The 16,310-nt window shown below is 62.3% G+C and carries 13 protein-coding genes; 1 reads left to right on the top strand and 12 read right to left on the bottom strand.

Annotated features, from left to right (window positions below):
- Nucleotides 1-73 precede the first annotated feature (73 nt).
- The 6 genes from AC1Z3O_RS25125 to AC1Z3O_RS25100 all read right to left on the bottom strand — a co-directional run bounded on the left by AC1Z3O_RS25125 (nucleotide 74) and on the right by AC1Z3O_RS25100 (nucleotide 6,028).
- Nucleotides 74-700, bottom strand: a complete 627-nt coding sequence (locus AC1Z3O_RS25125; protein WP_483518579.1) for a cysteine hydrolase family protein — start codon at nucleotides 698-700, stop codon at nucleotides 74-76.
- Between the two features lie 158 nt (nucleotides 701-858).
- Nucleotides 859-1,512: a TetR/AcrR family transcriptional regulator gene (locus AC1Z3O_RS25120; protein ID WP_483518577.1), complete on the bottom strand. Its 654-nt coding sequence runs from the start codon at nucleotides 1,510-1,512 to the stop codon at nucleotides 859-861.
- A complete protein-coding gene (locus AC1Z3O_RS25115) occupies nucleotides 1,493-3,052 on the bottom strand; it encodes a long-chain-fatty-acid--CoA ligase (protein WP_483518575.1) in 1,560 nt (519 codons plus the stop codon). Before AC1Z3O_RS25115 ends, AC1Z3O_RS25120 begins: the two co-directional genes overlap by 20 nt.
- A gap of 42 nt (nucleotides 3,053-3,094) precedes the next feature.
- Nucleotides 3,095-4,240: an aromatic ring-hydroxylating oxygenase subunit alpha gene (locus tag AC1Z3O_RS25110; RefSeq protein ID WP_483518573.1), complete on the bottom strand. Its 1,146-nt coding sequence runs from the start codon at nucleotides 4,238-4,240 to the stop codon at nucleotides 3,095-3,097.
- Nucleotides 4,241-4,406: 166 nt separating this feature from the next.
- The gene (locus tag AC1Z3O_RS25105; RefSeq protein ID WP_483518571.1) at nucleotides 4,407-5,225 is read right to left on the bottom strand and encodes an enoyl-CoA hydratase/isomerase family protein; all 819 of its coding nucleotides are present in this window, start codon (nucleotides 5,223-5,225) and stop codon (nucleotides 4,407-4,409) included.
- A gap of 17 nt (nucleotides 5,226-5,242) precedes the next feature.
- Nucleotides 5,243-6,028 carry an enoyl-CoA hydratase-related protein gene (locus AC1Z3O_RS25100; RefSeq protein ID WP_483518569.1) on the bottom strand — a complete coding sequence of 262 codons (786 nt, stop codon included), beginning with the start codon at nucleotides 6,026-6,028 and terminating at the stop codon, nucleotides 5,243-5,245.
- Nucleotides 6,029-6,339: 311 nt separating this feature from the next.
- On the opposite strand from AC1Z3O_RS25100, the gene AC1Z3O_RS25095 reads away from it, so the two are divergent.
- Nucleotides 6,340-6,999, top strand: a complete 660-nt coding sequence (locus AC1Z3O_RS25095) for a TetR/AcrR family transcriptional regulator (protein ID WP_483518567.1) — start codon at nucleotides 6,340-6,342, stop codon at nucleotides 6,997-6,999.
- An 83-nt stretch (nucleotides 7,000-7,082) separates the two neighbouring features.
- On the opposite strand, the gene AC1Z3O_RS25090 is transcribed toward AC1Z3O_RS25095, so the two are convergent.
- From AC1Z3O_RS25090 to AC1Z3O_RS25065, 6 genes are all read right to left on the bottom strand, one after another.
- Entirely contained in the window at nucleotides 7,083-8,240 is a 1,158-nt protein-coding gene (locus AC1Z3O_RS25090; RefSeq protein WP_483518566.1) for an acyl-CoA dehydrogenase family protein, read from the bottom strand.
- Between the two features lie 63 nt (nucleotides 8,241-8,303).
- Nucleotides 8,304-9,806, bottom strand: a complete 1,503-nt coding sequence (locus AC1Z3O_RS25085; RefSeq protein ID WP_483518565.1) for a class I adenylate-forming enzyme family protein — start codon at nucleotides 9,804-9,806, stop codon at nucleotides 8,304-8,306.
- A gap of 209 nt (nucleotides 9,807-10,015) precedes the next feature.
- Nucleotides 10,016-10,969, bottom strand: a complete 954-nt coding sequence (locus AC1Z3O_RS25080) for a hydroxymethylglutaryl-CoA lyase (protein ID WP_483518564.1) — start codon at nucleotides 10,967-10,969, stop codon at nucleotides 10,016-10,018.
- A gap of 10 nt (nucleotides 10,970-10,979) precedes the next feature.
- Nucleotides 10,980-12,983 carry an acetyl/propionyl/methylcrotonyl-CoA carboxylase subunit alpha gene (locus tag AC1Z3O_RS25075; RefSeq protein WP_483518563.1) on the bottom strand — a complete coding sequence of 668 codons (2,004 nt, stop codon included), beginning with the start codon at nucleotides 12,981-12,983 and terminating at the stop codon, nucleotides 10,980-10,982.
- 7 nt (nucleotides 12,984-12,990) lie between these two features.
- Nucleotides 12,991-14,583, bottom strand: coding sequence for an acyl-CoA carboxylase subunit beta (locus AC1Z3O_RS25070; RefSeq protein WP_483518562.1), 1,593 nt, complete (start codon nucleotides 14,581-14,583; stop codon nucleotides 12,991-12,993).
- 7 nt (nucleotides 14,584-14,590) lie between these two features.
- Nucleotides 14,591-15,952: a phenylacetate--CoA ligase family protein gene (locus AC1Z3O_RS25065; RefSeq protein ID WP_483518561.1), complete on the bottom strand. Its 1,362-nt coding sequence runs from the start codon at nucleotides 15,950-15,952 to the stop codon at nucleotides 14,591-14,593.
- Nucleotides 15,953-16,310: the final 358 nt, after the last annotated feature.

Genomic DNA, 16,310 nt, shown 5'->3' with positions numbered 1-16,310 from the left:
GCTCGCTCTTTTCCCGAACGAAGCATCGTCAAGGGCAAAGCCTGTCTCGGTGCATTGGCGACATCCGCACCGCTCAGGCTTTCGGGATCGCCGCGACCAGCTCGCGTGTGTCGACGATGCTGTGGGCGAACGTCGGGCCGTTCAGTTCGTGGGCCGCATGCATCATCTCGCGCCTGAATGCTGCGGTGGCGTCCTTGACCAGCGTGACGTGATAGCCCAGTTCCTGCGCATAGCGCGCAGTGGCCTCGATGCAGGTGTTGGCCAGCAGGCCCACGACGATCACATGCGTGATGCCATGCTGCTTGAGCTGCAAATCGAGGTCCGTGTTGGCGAAGCCGCTCGAGCCCCAGTGTTCCTGCGCGACGATGTCGCCCGCTTGCGGGGCAAAGTCGGGATGCCAATCGCCGCCCCATTCGCCGGCTGCGAAATGATGGCCTTGCATGATCTTCCGCTGGCTCGGACTCGGGTAGCACCAGCCTTCGTAGTCACCCGGGCGCCAGCGGCGATGCGGCACGATGGCGACCTGGATGCCGGCGGCGCGAACCGCACGGGTAATGGCGTGGAGATTGTCCAGCAGCCCCACTTCCTCGGCGATGTCCTTGATGAAGGGCCAGACCTTGCCACCGTCCGACAGGAAGTCGTTGTACGGATCGACGAACAGGAGGGCCGTCGACCTGGCGTTGTAGGCAACCGTGCTCATGTGCAAGGCTCCTGAGGTGCTGCGCGCATGGCGAAGGATACTTACGACTGCCCGCCGTGCACCCGATTGGAATACCTTTGCTTGTAGTGCATCACGACCCGGCCCGGGGACCGAATCCCGCGCAGCACTTCAGTGCGATCACGGACGGCGCCCTGTGCCTACAGCCCGCCGGAGGTGACAAGTTGCAGCACCTCGTCCGCCATGGCGCCCATCCAGTCATCGTCGTCCTTCAGCAAGCCGTCATCGAACGCTCTCTCCAGGGTGGGCCTGACGATCTTGGCGTAGTTCAATGCCCCCAAGATGATCGACAACACCAGCACCCCGGAAAGTACGGGGGCGATGACACCTTCAGCTCTCGCCTCGTCTATCAGTGCAAGGCTGCCGTGCAAAAAGGCTTCCAGCGGCCGGTTGTGCGCGGACCGGATGCGTTCCGGATTGTCCAGCAACTCCCGCGTGATCAGCTTGTAGCCGTTCGGGTTAACGCGCATCCAGTCGATCTGCAGGCGGATAAAATCGCGCAGTCGCTCCCGCGTCGGCTTGGCGGCCCCATGCGCAATGTCCATGTGCCTGGAGAGGTCGTGAGCCTGCTTTTCCAGGACAGCCTGATACAAGCTCTCCTTGCTCGGGAAGTAATGCAAAAGAGCCGGATTCGAAATCCCGCTTTCGCGCGCAACGGCGGAAAGCGAACCGCCTTGAAAGCCGAATTTCGCGAAATTCTCCTCGGCCCGCTCGATGATCATGTCCCGGCGGGACAAGGCCCCGCCCTCGACTTCACAACGATTGCTGGATTTCTCAATTGATCGCCCGCTCATTCCCATTCCAATAAGGCGCCCGCAGAACCCGCTTCATTAACTTTCCGGACTCGGTTCTCGGCAGCGCACTGACAAAATCCACGCTCTTCGGGCACTTGTAATGCGCAATCAGGCTGCGCGTGAAATTGATCAGGTCATCTGCGGTCGCACTTGCGCCCTGCTTCAGAACCACGCAAGCCTTGACCGCCTCGCCCCAAAGAGGATCGGGCACGCCGAAAACAGCGCAGTCCGCTACCCCCTCATGCTTCATCATCGCATTCTCAACCTCGATCGGGTAGATGTTCTCGCCGCCGGAGATGATCATATCCTTGATCCTGTCGCTCAGGTAAAGATAGCCGCCCCGCAGATATCCCGCATCCCCCGAGCGGAACCAGCCGCCCTTCTCGTCGACCCCTTCGGGAAACGCTTCCCGGGTTGCATCGTCTCGCCTCCAGTAACTCTGCAGGTTCCTCTCGCTCCGAATCCAGACCTCTCCCACTCCGCTCTCATCCAACTCCTCCAGCGAGACCGGATCGACGATGCGCAGCTCAACCCCAGGCAGTGGCTTGCCGGCTGAACGCAACAGCTCGGCACCCTGGCGATGGTCCTGCGGACTGAGCGTCGTCACCACGCCTGTTACCTCGGTCAGCCCGTAGATCTGCGAAAACTCGCACTGGAAAACATCGATTGCCTTCCTGAGCACCGTATCGGTAATCGGAGACCCCGCATAGGCCATCAATCTAAGGTGTGAGTAGTCCCCCTGCCTCGCCTCTGCATGCTGGAGCAAGAAACTGATGATCGCGGGCACAACCAGGACATGGCTGATGCGCTCATCCTCCAACGCACTCAAATAACTCTTGGGGTCGAACTCCCTGAAGGCTACGCAGGTACACCCGGCAAACACCGGAAAGAGCATCAGCAGAACACCAGCGATGTGGAAGGTGGGCAATGCGTGGCCAACCACGGATGCCTCGTTCAGCCCCCAGGCGTTGACGGTCACCCGGCACGCCGACATCAGGCCGCGGTGCGTCAGGACAACGCCCTTGGGCTTCCCCGTCGTGCCCGACGAATAGAGATGCAAGGCAGGATCCAAGCTCTGGAATGGCCGAATTGTCCATTGCTCGCCATGCCGTGTGTACCAGCCGGCGTAGTGTTCATGCTCGCCATCTGTGCCGTCGATCAATAGCAACTTGATGTTCAGGGCCACGGCTGCTGGGCGGGATTTCTCCAGAAACTCCTGATCTACGAAGACCACCTTGGCGCAGGAGTCTTGCAAGACATAAGAGATCTCATCAGCGCTGAGCCGCCAATTCACCGGAACGCACACAGCCCCCGTCTTCATGGCACCGAAGAGAAGATGAAGGCAGGCTGCCTGGTCTTTACTCAGCACCGCGATCCGATCGTTCGATCCGACACCCATGGCGGCCAGGGCCACGGCGATCCGATTGGAATTCCTTTCGAGTTCACTGAACGATAGGCGCTGCCCCGCCGACTTGAAGAGTACCTTGTCTTCTTTTTCCGAATTGGCACGCAGGACATCCAGGATGGTCGAATATCGCACATCTCCTCCTTCTTATTATGAATCCACGATCAACCAGGCAGCCTAGATACCCTTCAATCTTTCCTGCAGCTGCCCATGGAATCGAACGGCACTGAACTCGAAATTCCCGAAAGTCAATTTGCTATTCGCGCCCGATAGCAGGCCGGATTGAATGGACTCCGCCAAAGCGTAATCCTCTCCCAAGGTCTCGCGGTAGAGCTCGACGTTGGCATTCCAGTATTTCTCCGCCTTCTCGCTGCTCGGCGTCTCCGGCAGCAGTGTTATCTCGTGGATACGTGTCGATTCCTCCGACAGGGGCTCAAGCACGCTTAGCTGTGCGTGATCCGGCTGCAGCAGGATGGTGACATTGGGAAAAAAGAAATGGGTAATGTTGGCGTACTTCCTGGGCTCGAATTCCTCGAGAGTCGGCTTCTCCTCGAGGAACTTTCTTTTCACCAGATATAGCCTGCGATTGACCTCATCGTATTCATCCACCAACTGCAGATTGTCGGCAAACAGGTGGGCGATCGTACCTCTATGTGCGACTTTGAAGTGGTACGCTTCGAATACGCCGTCCACCAGCAACTTCCAGTTTGCCCGCACCTCGTACGCCCGTGGCGCGTAGCCGACTGCGTTCTTCAAACCCGCATAGGTTTCCAATTCGTCCATCAAGGCGCCATGCGAGGCGCCGGGGTCGGCGCTATGCTCCCCCCCATCCAGCGTCACCCAGATCAGGCCGATACGCTCGGAGACCGGGAGACGCTTCAAGCCACATTTCTCAGGCTCCAGATTGGGAAACCCCGTCGCCTGCGGTACGCCGCGCAAGGCGCCATCGGGCCGATAGGTCCAGGCATGGTATGGACAGACAAAGGCGCTGGCCCGGTGCCCGGATCCTTCCGGTACCACCCTTGCACCTCTGTGGCGGCACACATTGAGAAAAGCCTGGACCTCGCCGGACTCCTGCCGGACCAGCAGCAACGGTGTGCCCCCGTAGGTCAGCGACACCCAGTCGCCTGCCTGGGGCAGCGACGATGATGACAGCAGCGGCTGCGGGTATCTGCGCATCAGGGCGACCTCGCCTTTCAGCCGCTCCGCATCCAGGTAGTTCGCGACCGGGACTTGGCCACCGGCAGCATCCGCATCCGAACGCCTGGCTTCCGCAGCTTCCACGACCCTGCGATAAAGCGCCGCCCGCCTGTTTTCGTCCATCTCCACGCTCCCGTATTTAGTGCCAGCGGATAGGTCCTCTGGCCAATCGTCCTTACTGACTAGTCAGTAAACTACGCGACGGTTTTTCGCATAGGAACTAGGGGTTACCCGGAAGGGAAGGTGAAGGTGTCGTTGCACTCAGTGACGGACGTCGCTGAGGCTTGCCTCAGGCATCGACAAACCGAGGCGCTCGCTTCTGCAGGAAGGCTTGAATTCCTTCTTGCGCATCTTGCGTAGCCAATACGCCTGCGAATGCTTGGCGTTCCTCTGCGAGCGCGTTGCTCAAGTCCTGCCGCCCCTGGCGGCGCAGCAATTCCGTGCAAGCGCGAACTGCGTGAGGCGCACGCGATGCAATGGTTTCCGCCAGATCGAGAGCCGCATTCAAGAGTTCATCCGGGGGCAAGACCTGGCTTATCAAGCCGCTCTTGAAGGCGCGCTCAGCGTCGATGGGCTTTCCGGTCAGGATCATTTCCGCCGCCAGCGCGGGCGGGATCGATCGGGGCAGACGCGTGCATCCGCCGGCCCCGGCCAGCACGCCCACCGTAATCTCCGGCAAGCCGAAGCGTGCGGTGTGGGACGCGATTCTGATATCGCAGGCGAGCGCCAGTTCCAGGCCACCACCGAGCGCAACGCCATTGATGGCGGCGATCAACGGCTTTCCCGCTGGGGCGCGATGCGTCACCCCGGCAAATTGCGGATCGTCCCTGCCCTGCTGCAGGTTCTCTGCCAGGAAGGGCAATAGCGTGGGGATATGCGCGCCTGCGCAGAAGGCGCGGTCGCCTGCTCCGGTCATCACGATGCATCGGATTGCCGGATCTGCGCCCAAGCGGTGTACTGCCCGCTCCAGCGCCGCATTCAACTGCGGATCGATGGCATTCATCTGCCCGGGACGGTCGATCGTGACCAAGGCCACGCCTGGGCGTGGCTTGCTGACGAGCAATCCGTCCGCGCCGGCGTCATATGCATTGGATGCGGCATCGTTCATTTTCAGTCCTTTGGAAGTCAACGGGTCAACCACGGCGCTGCCCTTCTCTGGAGGAAGGCCTCGAATCCCTCGAGCGCCTCAGGCGCTGACCATGCCCGCACGAGCGCGCCAACTGCCGTTGCGCAGGCGCTGTCGTCAGCTTTCTGAGCGGAAACTTCACGAAACAGGGCCTTGGCTTGCCTCTGTGCGTCCGGTGCCGCGCAGAGCAGTTCTTCTATCACCTTGCGCACGATTTCCTCGTCTTGCGCATCCGGCGCTACGTGTGTGATGAGCCCCAACTCCAACGCTTCCCCGGCCCCGATCGAGGCACCTCGAAGCGCCAACTGAGAGGCTTGGCGCGCACCGATCGCGCCCACCAGGTAAGGCGAGATGGCCGCAGGAACGATGCCGATGCGCGTCTCACTCAAGGCGAATCGCGCCCTCTCTTCTGCCACCACCACATCGGCACAACACACCAAGCCAAGCCCGCCGCCCATTGCAGCCCCCTGGACCCTCATCACCAGTGGCTTCGGAAGCTGATAGACCGCTTGGTACATCTGGGCAATGTCCTCCGCAAATCCCCGTTTCTCATCAGGCCCTGCTGCCAACACATCCTTCATCCAGGCGATATCTCCGCCTGCGCAGAAATGCGTTCCATTGCCGAGCAACACGACGATACGCACGCTGTCATCCGATGCCGCAGCCAGGAAGGTCTCGCGTATTCGCGCAAGCATCGCATGGTCGAAGGCGTTCTTGGCCTTGGGTCGATTCAGGCGTACTTCCAGCACGCCAGGGCGGGGGCGAGAGCAGATCACGGTTTCCATGAGGACGCATCATACACAACCTTACGGACGTACGTACGGTTAAATGCCGGAGGCCGCACGAAGGACGTCATGCCACCCGCGCATCAGTGGAACGAGGGGCCTTGCCTGCGCAGCCCGGCAGCGCCCGCAATTGCCAGGCGCATGGCGCAAGCGGACTCGAGGCGCTGTCGAACGGGGGGTTTTCGAATGACGCAGTGGACTGGATAGAGGGAACAAGCCTCATCTTTTATAATTCCACCATGCCCGAGTGACATCGCGGAAAAGGAATCAAATAAATGGCAAGACCTGCTGGCGTCAGTGGCGCCGACACGATGCGCTCCATTCGCAAGGCTGCGATTGCCCGGATCTACCAGTACGGCTTTGAGGCGATGAATCTGCGCGACCTGGCGGCAGACGTCAATCTGCGCGTCGGCTCGCTGTACAACTACATTCCACAGAAGCAGGAGTTCCTGGCCAATTTGCTGGAAGAGATCCTGCAGGAGCTGCTGACCGATCTCCATGCGAGGATGATCGGCATCGAGAGTCCTGAGGAACGCCTGCAGCGCTTCGTGAAGTTCCACATTGAATGGCACACGGCGCGCAAGGAAGAAGTCTTCATTGGCAATATGGAGCTGCGCAGTCTCTCCAGCGCCCAGTACGAACGGGTCGTCGGCCTGCGCAGGCAATACGAGGATTATCTGCAGGCAATTCTCGTCGCGGGGCAGAAGAGCGGCATCTGGACCTTGGAAGACGTGCGCGTCACGACATACGCCATGCTCTCCATGCTGACTGGCGTATGCACGTGGTACAAGAGCGACGGTCGCCTGAGCCAAGCGCGTTTGATCCGCATCTATGAAGACCTGGTCATGAAGATGACCAGTGTCGCCCCCGCTCCGGCGCCGGGCGCCAAGGGCAAGTCTTCATCGACACGGCCGGTCGAGAAGCGCGCCAGCGCGCCCCGAGGAAAGCGAGCGAAGCCCGCGGAATCCTGAGAATCGGCGGGCAGAAGGTCGGCTGCTCCGCGTGGCTAAACCAGCCTTTGATGACATCAGGGGGCGTGCCCCCCGAATCGTTGTCAGCCGATGGCTTCCCGCATCAGTTCCCGGCCAATCAGTACGCGCCGTATCTCGGAGGTACCAGCTCCGATTTCATAGAGCTTCGCATCGCGCAGCAAACGGCCGGCGTCATAGTCGTTGACGTAGCCATTGCCTCCCAGGCACTGGATAGCGTCCAAGGCAGACTGGGTTGCCGACTCCGCCGCAAGCAGGATCACGCTGGCGGCTTCCTTGCGCAGGGCCTGCCCCTGATCCGCTTTGGCCGCCATCGTGTGCAGGTACGATCTGCAGCCGTTCAGCCGCGTGTACATGTCGGCGAGCTTGGCCTGGATCAGCTGGAACTCCCCGATCGCCTGCCCGAACTGACGGCGCTGGGACACATAGGGCAAGACCATGTCGAGCGCGGCCTGCATGAAGCCGACACAAGCGGAAGAGGCAATCAGCCGCTCATAGTCCAGGCCCCGCATCAGCACGCGGACGCCGTGGTTTACGGTTCCGAGCACCTGGTCGACGGGCACCGGCGTATCCTCGAACACCAGCTCGCATGTCCCCGATCCACGCATGCCCAGCTTATCCATGCGCTGGCGCACGGCGAACCCCGGACTGTCGCGCTTGACGATGAACGCGGTGATGCCGGCTTTGCCCGCCTCCGGTTCCGTCTTGGCGTATACGACATAGGTATCGGCATGCCACCCGTTGGTGGTCCAGAGCTTGGTGCCGTTCAGCCGATAGACGCCACCATCCAGGCTCGCCCGCAGCGTCATCGAGACGACATCCGAGCCGGCGCCGGCCTCGCTCATCGCCAGCGCACCGACGGCTTGACCAGTCAGCAGCTCCGGCAGGAAGCGCCGCTTCTGCTCATCCGTTCCATGAAGGTGGATCTGGTTGACGCAAAGATTGGAGTGAGCAATATAGGAAATGCCGACTGAACCCGAGACCCGGGAGATTTCTTCGGAGATCACTGCATGGGCAAGATAGCCCAATCCTGCGCCGCCATATTCCTCCGCCACAGTCGGCCCCAGCACCCCCAGCGCGCCCAGCTTGGGCCACAAGTCTCGTGCAAACCAGTCTTCCGCATCGATCTTGCGTGCCAATGGCGCAATCTCGGCCTGCGCAAACCGGCGCACTGTGTCCCTCAGTGCCTGCAGCAGTTCCTCGGATTCACTCGCGAATGTCATCTCTCAGCCTTTCTGGATTCGGCGCCCCGTGCTGGACGGGGCGCGCCACATATGACGGACCGCTCAGGCCGCCGCACTGCCCCGCAGTTGCTCTCTCAGCTCGCGCTTCAATGTCTTTCCGAGGTAGTTTTTCGGTACCTCGCTGACCGGCATGAAGATGACTTGTTTCGGCAACTGATATCCCGCCAGCCGTTGCCGGCAATGGTCCACGATCTCCTGCTCGCTCGCCTGCGCGCCCATCTTCAGGCTGACCACGGCTACCACGCGCTCGCCCCACTTGGGATCCGGCAGACCGATGACAGCTACCTCGGACACCAAGGGATGCACCGCCAGCACGGACTCGACTTCCTGGCTGAAGACGTTCAGTCCGCCCGTCTTGATCATGTCCTTCGCGCGATCATGGAATGTCAGGCAGCCATGCTCGTCCTGCGTCACCAGGTCGCCGGTGTGCAACCAACCGTCCCGCAGTACCTTCCCGGTCGCCTCCGGCTGGCGGAAATAGCCCCTCATCACCGAGGGCCCGCGCACCACCAGCTCGCCCACCTCCCCCACCGAGGCCTCCCCGCCTTCGCTGTTCAGGATCCTGACTTGGAAGTGGCGAACGACACGTCCTATCGAACGTGGATTGAGCTCATACTCATCGGGCCGTTGGCATGTGACGATAGGGCCCGCTTCAGTGAGTCCGTACTGGTAATAGATGCGCAAACCAGGACAGAGGGCCTTCATCTCTTCGCGATCGCCGCGTGCCAGGAGGCCAGCGCCGGAGAACCACTTGGTGAAGCTGCTCCAATCATCCCCGGGACGCGTCTCGTCCAGGATCTGGCGGATCATCGTTGGCGGCGTGAAGGTGTTGGTGACCTTGAACCGCTGCATGAGATCGATCCAGCGTCTTGGCTCGAAGTCTCCCATCATGGTTGCCGTTGCTCCCAGATACAGGTGCGGCAACAGCCAGGTATTGAGCGCGGCCGAGTGATGCAATGCGGTCGCGATCAGGAAGTTGTCGTCCGGGGTCAGGTCGCCCGCCGTAATCTCGTTGAGTACGTTCCACAGGAGGTTTTCGTGCGTCAGCTCGACGCCTTTGGAACTGCCGGTCGTGCCACCGGTGTAAAGAATGACGCCGATGTCCGAACCATCATCCGGTCTCTCCCTCGTTTTGCGGGTGTCCGCTGGCACCTGCAGCACCGTTTCCAAAGTCATGCGGACCACATCGAGATCGCGGACGTGGGCACGCCGCGCTTCGTCGTGAAAGACGAATCCCGCATTGGCGTTGCGCATCTGGTCCGCGACGCACTGCGGGGTTTCGCGGTAGTTCAGTCCCACGGGCGTTCCACCGGCGCGCGACACGGCCAGATACGCCACCACCCACTCCAGGGTGGGAGAGCCCAAAAGCCCCACGGCGTCGCCACTCTTGACACCCGCTTCCGCGAGAAGCGTGGCGCGTCGTCCTACCAGCTCGTTGAGTTGAGCGTAGCTGAGGGATAGGCGCTCATCCTGCAATGCGACTTTTGACGCCTGTCGCGCGGCGTGCAGCGCTACCCACTGATCACTGGTGAAGTTTGCAAACATGCTCCGGTCTCCTCTGTTCTTCTTGGGTTCTTCCTTCCTTCGCAAGCATCCGGGCTATGGCAACCTGGCCCGATGCCATCCTACCATTATCAAGCGTACGTCCGTCCGGTTATATTGCTGCATTTCCCACTGCCGCAAGAAGGAAGAGAGGATGCGCATTGCACCGCCAGCGCAACTCCCGCCCCCCCCCCGCCTCCCGCTATTGCCCGTCAACTTCGGTACGACGAAAGAGAACCGCTATGCATCAGGCGTCCGTCGAGGCGCCTGCCGATCAGGCGCTCAGCGAACTTCGCGGCGGTCACCAGCCTTTCCAGGTCGACACCGGTTTCGATGCCCATTTCGTGGCACATGAAAACCAGCTCCTCCGTGCAGATATTGCCGGCAGCTCCCCCTTCCGCATGACCGCTGAATGGGCAGCCGCCCAATCCCGCGACCGAGGCATCGAACAGGTCGACCCCACTTTGCAGCGCCGCCAAAGCGTTCGCCATTCCGACCCCACGGGTGTCGTGCAGGTGCATGCCCACCCGGATGCCCGGGAATGTTTCGCGCACCAGGTCGATACGCCGGCGAACGGCCATGGGATTCGCCCATCCGACGGTGTCGGCCAGGTAGACACGCTCGAGATGGATTCCGCCATCTCCCTCGATGGCCTTGATGAGATTCAAGGCCTGAGCCAGACGCTGTTCCGAGATCTCACCCTCGAAATTGCAGCCGAACGCGGTCATGATGTAGGCAGTGCCGACTTCGACACCGCACTCCCGATAGCGCTGAATCCAATGGATCTGTTTCTCGTTGTGCTCCCGGGCCGACGCACCATTGTTGAGCCTGCTGAACGCGTCCGAAGCATAGAAGTACAGTGAGCCGTCGATGTCGACCTCAGGCACCGAGCGTGCGCGCTCAAATCCCTTCTCGTTCAGCCAGAGCGCGGAATAGCGGACTCCCTCCCGCTTTCGGATCATGCCGAAGAGCTCTGCCGCATCGGCCATCTGGGGCACCCGCACCGGGTTCACGAATGATGCGACCTGGATGTGGGAGAGACCGGCATCGGCCAATGCCTCGACCAGTGCGGCGCGATCCGCCAGGGAGAACCCCGGCGGCTCGATCTGGAAGCCTTCACGCGGCCCTTCCTCGTGTATCTCAACCCGCTTGGGCAAATCGGTCATGGCGGCTACCTCAGGCGATGGAAGCAATACGGAAGATCTCCTGGTTGCGCTCCACCTTGTCTCCCAAGGCGCAACCCGTCCAAACTACCTCTCCGTCGGCAGGTGCGGTGATCGGCATCTCCATCTTCATGGACTCCAGCGTTGCGAGCTTGTCGCCGACGCAGACGCGCTGGCCTTCCTGCGCGTGGACGCCGATCAGGAGTCCCATCATCGGCGCGAGCACAGTGCCCGACTCCCCTGCCCTGGATTTTCCGGTCGGCGTGTGCAGGGCCTGGATATCGATGGCAAGCTGGGACTCGCCAATGCTGGCAAAGGCGCGATCGGCCTGGCAGAAGGCACTGACGGACAGGGATTCACCGTCCACGGCGACCAAGTAGGAACTGCCCCCCAGCGGCTGGGGGGCTCCCACCCAGTGCATCTGCGCGCCGACCGATACCGACACCGCGGACATTGGCCCGGCCGAACCCGAGCCGAATCCGACCTGCCAGCGTTGCGTCGGCGTGCTCACTTCGTAGCGCGGCACCACGTGGGGCGTTTGTGGTTGACCGCGCCGCAAGCGCCATCCCGTGACCTGATGGTCGCCCCAAGCCCCAAGATGGGCGGCCGGCCCACCGACGCTCTTCCGCCAGATCGCCATCAGCGCAGCGACGTACTTGCTTGGCTCGATCGGCTTTCCCTTGTCCGCCAGCCACCGATCGATCGTTTCCGTGCTGACGGCGTTGCTCTCGACCAGCGGATCCGCCAGGAGCTCGAGCAGAAAGGCGCGATTGCTGACGACGCCGAGCACGGTGACCTCGTTCAGTGCCTCACGCAATTTCCTGAGCGCGCCGCTGCGTGACTGGTCGAACGCAATGAGCTTGGCGATCATCGGATCGTAGTGCGGACTGATGTCGCAGCCTGCCGCCACGCCGGCATCCATACGCACGGATGCGCAGGGACGGAACACCTCGACACGCCCTGTCGATGGCAGGAACCCCTGTGCCGGGTCTTCCGCGTAGAGTCGCGCCTGGATGGCGACCCCCTGTGGTTCCGCAAGCAGGCTTCGCTCCGCCGGCAACTGCCGATCATGAACGGTGCGCATCTGCCATTCGACCAGATCCAGGCCCAGGACCGACTCCGTGACAGGGTGTTCTACCTGGAGTCGAGGATTCACCTCCAGGAACACTGCCGCGTTGTCGGTCACCGCGAATTCGACAGTACCGAGGCCAAGATAGTTGGCAGCACGGCCCAATTCGACTGCATGCCGCCACAACTGCTGCCTCAGCGCCGCCGAGATACTGCTGACCGGCGCCTCTTCCACCACCTTCTGGTGGCGGCGCTGGAGGGTGCACTCCCGATCGAAGAGATGCATTACCTCGCCACGCCCGTCACCGAGAATCTGGACCTCGATATGCCTCGGATGCGACAGGTAGCGCTCGACGATGACCCGGCCATCCCCGAAGGACGACCGGCCTTCCCGGATGGCGGCGGAAATGGCCTCTTCGGCTTCCTCAGGACGCCTGATGACGCGCATTCCCTTGCCGCCGCCACCGGCGACGGCTTTTACGATGCAGGGCATCTCCATCGAACGCACGCATGCCAGGACTTCGGCAATGTTCTCACTGGGCACGAGCAGTCCGCCCGCAGTCGGGATGCCCAGATGCTGCGCCAGCTGCTTCGCCGCGGCCTTGTCGCCGAACAGGTCCAGCGTCTCGGGAAACGGGCCGATGAACGTGATGCTGGCCGCAGCGCAAGCCCTGGCGAAGGCGGCATTTTCGGACAGGAAGCCGAATCCCGGATGGATGGCATCCGCACCGACTCGCCGCGCTGCGTCGATGACGGCCGCGACATTGAGGTAGCTGGACTGCGCCGGCGCGTCCCCGATCGCGATCGACTCGCCGATCTCTCGCACGTGCAATGCCTCGGCATCGGCGGTCGAGTGCACGGTGGCGACGGCCACGCCCATGCGACGCAGGGATCTGGCGATCCTGCATGCAATCTCGCCACGATTTGCAATCAGTACTTTGTTGAACATCACGGCCTCACATACGGAAGACACCAAAACGGGTCGGGTCGGCTGGAACTCGCGCGGCAAGATCCAAGAGCAGGGTCAGGGCGTCGCGGGTTTCCGCCGGGTCCAGAATGCCGTCCACCCAAAGGTGGCGCGCAAAGTTCCTTGCCGACGCAAACGTCTCGTACTGCTCCCTGATGGGGGACTTGAATTCTTCTTCCTCGTCAGCGCTCCATGCCTGCCCTTTCGCGCTCAGGTTCTGGCGCTTTACCATCGCCAAGGTGGTGGCCGCCTGCTCTGGCCCCATGATTGCCGCACGTCCGTTTGGCCACATGAACATGGCGTTGGGCTGGAATGCGCGGCCGCACATGGCGAGATTGCCCGCGCCGTAGGAACCGCCGGTGATCACGGTAAACTTCGGCACCTTGGCCGAGCTCATGGCCGTGATGAACCGTGCCCCGGCCTTGGCAATCCCGCCTTGCTCGGCCTGCGTGCCGACCATGAAGCCAGAGACGTCGGCCAGGAACAGCAGCGGGATATCGCGCTTGCAGCACAGGTCGATGAAATGGGTCGCCTTGATGGCACTCTCCGTGAAGAGCACGCCGTCGTTGGCCAATACCCCCACCTGCCAGCCGCCGATACGGGCAAAGCCCGTGATCAGGGTGGAGCCGTATTCCGCCTTGAACTCGGCCAATGCACCGCCATCCAGCAAGCACTTCAGCACTTCACGGGTTGGCGTGGGCTTCTTGGGGTTCGCACTGACGAGCCGGTAGATGTCATCGATCGGGCGCAACGGCGCCTGTGTCGGGATGCGCTCTCGCAGCGGCGGCGGCATCGGTGGCAGCTCCCCCACCAGGCGTCGCGCGATGGCCAGTGCGTGGCCGTCATCCTCGGCGATATGATCCGTGACCCCACTGACGCGGCCGTGCATGTCGGCGCCACCGAGACTTTCGGCATCGACGACTTCCCCCGTCGCCGCCTGGACCAGCTGGGGCCCGCCGAGGAACATATAGCCCTTCCCCCGGACGATCACGATCTCGTCGCACAGGGCCGGGATATACGCGCCGCCTGCCGTACAGGCACCCAGCACGACGGCGATCTGCGCGATTCCATCCGCGGACATGCCGACCTGGTTATGGAAGATGCTGCCGAACAGGCCTTCATCGGGGAATATATTGGCCTGGTCGGGCAGGAAGGCACCGCCACTGTCGACCAACGTCACGCACGGCAGCCGATGCTGCCAGGCGAAGCGCTGCGCCCGCACATGCTTCTTGCACGTCATGCCGAAGTAGGTTCCGCCCTTGACCGTGGGGTCGTTGGCGATGACCATGCAAGCCCGGCCCTGGATCAGGCCCACACCGGTCACCATCCCAGCGCCTGGCGCCACGCCCTCATACATTCCTTCGCCGGCCAATTCACCGATTTCCAGGAATGGCGAACCGTCATCCAGCAACAGCTCGATGCGGTCACGCACCAGCAGGCGGCCCCGATCGACGTGCTTCTTGCGCGTCTCGACGCCGCCGCCCATCCAGGCAGCATCGCGCGCAGCCAACAGCTCCTGCAACAGGCCTTGGTACGACTGCTCGTTTATCTCTGAGTCTTTGAGTTCCACTGCGCTCTCCATCCGCTGTTCATTCGTCGAGGTTCGGCATCCGCCGCAAGGTCAGTTGCGTCTTCTGCGCGCCCGGCTCCACAAAGACGCCATGCCGTACCATGCGCACCTCGACCTTCACCGAGAGCGCGTTGCGCACACGGGCTTCGACCTGCGCGGCAACCACGGCGTCGTCTGCCGGCCTCTGCCCGGGGGCGCGCTCCACCAGGAGCTTGAGGTTTTCCTGGGTGGTGTGGCCTTCGAAGTCCGCCAGCACACGCACCACGCCCGCGACGGTTGGCGCCATGGCGGACACGATGTCCTGGATGGCGGAAGGAAAGATGTTCACGCCACGGACGATCAACATGTCGTCGGTCCTGCCGAAGCAGCGGATCGCTGGCGCCGTGCGGCCACCCGGTCCGCCGACCGCCGTGACGACGACATGATCCCCGGACCGGAAGCGCAGCACGGGGGAGGCCTGGCGCTGGAGGGACGTGTAGACCAGCTCCCCTCTCACGCCGACTTCCCAAGGCAGCCTGGCGCCCGTCTCCGGATCGACCAGCTCAGCGAGGATGTGGTCGGGCCCGACAAAGTACATGCCCTTCTGATCATCGGATTCCGCCCAATAGACACACCCGAGATCAGTCCCTCCCATCAACTCACAGCATTTGGCACCCCAGGATTTCTCGAGCGCGTCCCGTATGGCGGGGTTACCCCCGCCGGGCTCCCCGCCCACGATCAGTCGCTCGACGCCCAGTTCGCTTGCGGGTATTCCGATGATGTCCTTGGCGATATTGGCCAGGTGCAGCAAGTAGTTCGGCGTGCCGACGACGCAGCGCGGCCGGGCGTCGCGGGCGGCGATCAACAACCGGTCTGCGCCGCCGTCCGCCCCGATAGGAATGTCGACGGCACCGATGCGCTCGACTCCCTGGTAGATCGGGATCCCGCCGACAAATCCCTTGCTCATCGAGAAGGCATGCAAAACGAAGTCTCCCTGCCGTACGCCACAAGCATAGAGACCGCGCGCGGTGACCTCTGCCCAGGCCGCTCGATCCGATGAAGTCAGCCCAACATAGGCAGGACTGCCAGTCGTTCCGGATGACGCCTGGATCTGGACAATGTCCCCCGTCCTTGCTGCCTGATGAAGCCCGAGCAAGGGCCGGGCTTTCAGACTCTCTCGCAGTTCCTGCTTGTAGGTGAACGGCACGGCCTGCAGATCGGCTACGCCGCGAATGCTGCTGGCATTGATTCCCGCTTCAGCGAGCTTGCGCCGATAGAACTCCGAGTGTTCCACCAGGTACTGCACCTGATCCTGCAGCAAGCGATCCTGCAGTTGCTCAACCTCGGTCCATGGTTGAGCCTCTATGGGGCAAAACGGCGCGGCGTCTTCGGGGAAGCCCATGACTGTGTCTCCGATTGAATTTATACATACGGTCGTCCGTCCGGTTAATGGTAGCACGAAGTTGCTGGATTGCACGCGCCGCCGGGCGAGCACACAGCCACAGAGCGGAACGCCGCAATGACAGGACTCCGCCTCCGCGTTGACTGGAAGCCGAACGCCGAGCGCTTCGCCCTGCCCTCGGCGCGGAGTGAATCCGCGCGAATAACTTCCGGCCGGCGCCGGTACTACAGGTGCCGGCGCGCCGCTGCATGCCCCCGCGAACGGGTTCCGCAAGACACGGTGGCGCAAAGCACCGTGCGCCCAGCACGCCCACTTCCAAATGCAGCCGAACAGGAGCACATCATGCCCTGCGCAATTG

The sequence above is a fragment of the Cupriavidus sp. 09_S30 genome (assembly GCF_056930435.1).
This window is presented reverse-complemented; position numbering and strand designations above follow the sequence as displayed.

Coding starts and splice junctions, on each gene's coding strand:
- AC1Z3O_RS25080 (WP_483518564.1), bottom strand. CDS start 10,969: ATGACCGATTTGCCCAAGCGGGTTGAGATACACGAGGAAGGGCCGCGT.
- AC1Z3O_RS25095 (WP_483518567.1), top strand. CDS start 6,340: ATGCGCTCCATTCGCAAGGCTGCGATTGCCCGGATCTACCAGTACGGC.
- AC1Z3O_RS25125 (WP_483518579.1), bottom strand. CDS start 700: ATGAGCACGGTTGCCTACAACGCCAGGTCGACGGCCCTCCTGTTCGTC.
- AC1Z3O_RS25110 (WP_483518573.1), bottom strand. CDS start 4,240: ATGGACGAAAACAGGCGGGCGGCGCTTTATCGCAGGGTCGTGGAAGCT.
- AC1Z3O_RS25100 (WP_483518569.1), bottom strand. CDS start 6,028: ATGGAAACCGTGATCTGCTCTCGCCCCCGCCCTGGCGTGCTGGAAGTA.
- AC1Z3O_RS25070 (WP_483518562.1), bottom strand. CDS start 14,583: ATGGAGAGCGCAGTGGAACTCAAAGACTCAGAGATAAACGAGCAGTCG.
- AC1Z3O_RS25105 (WP_483518571.1), bottom strand. CDS start 5,225: ATGAACGATGCCGCATCCAATGCATATGACGCCGGCGCGGACGGATTG.
- AC1Z3O_RS25090 (WP_483518566.1), bottom strand. CDS start 8,240: ATGACATTCGCGAGTGAATCCGAGGAACTGCTGCAGGCACTGAGGGAC.
- AC1Z3O_RS25120 (WP_483518577.1), bottom strand. CDS start 1,512: ATGAGCGGGCGATCAATTGAGAAATCCAGCAATCGTTGTGAAGTCGAG.
- AC1Z3O_RS25065 (WP_483518561.1), bottom strand. CDS start 15,952: ATGGGCTTCCCCGAAGACGCCGCGCCGTTTTGCCCCATAGAGGCTCAA.
- AC1Z3O_RS25085 (WP_483518565.1), bottom strand. CDS start 9,806: ATGTTTGCAAACTTCACCAGTGATCAGTGGGTAGCGCTGCACGCCGCG.
- AC1Z3O_RS25075 (WP_483518563.1), bottom strand. CDS start 12,983: ATGTTCAACAAAGTACTGATTGCAAATCGTGGCGAGATTGCATGCAGG.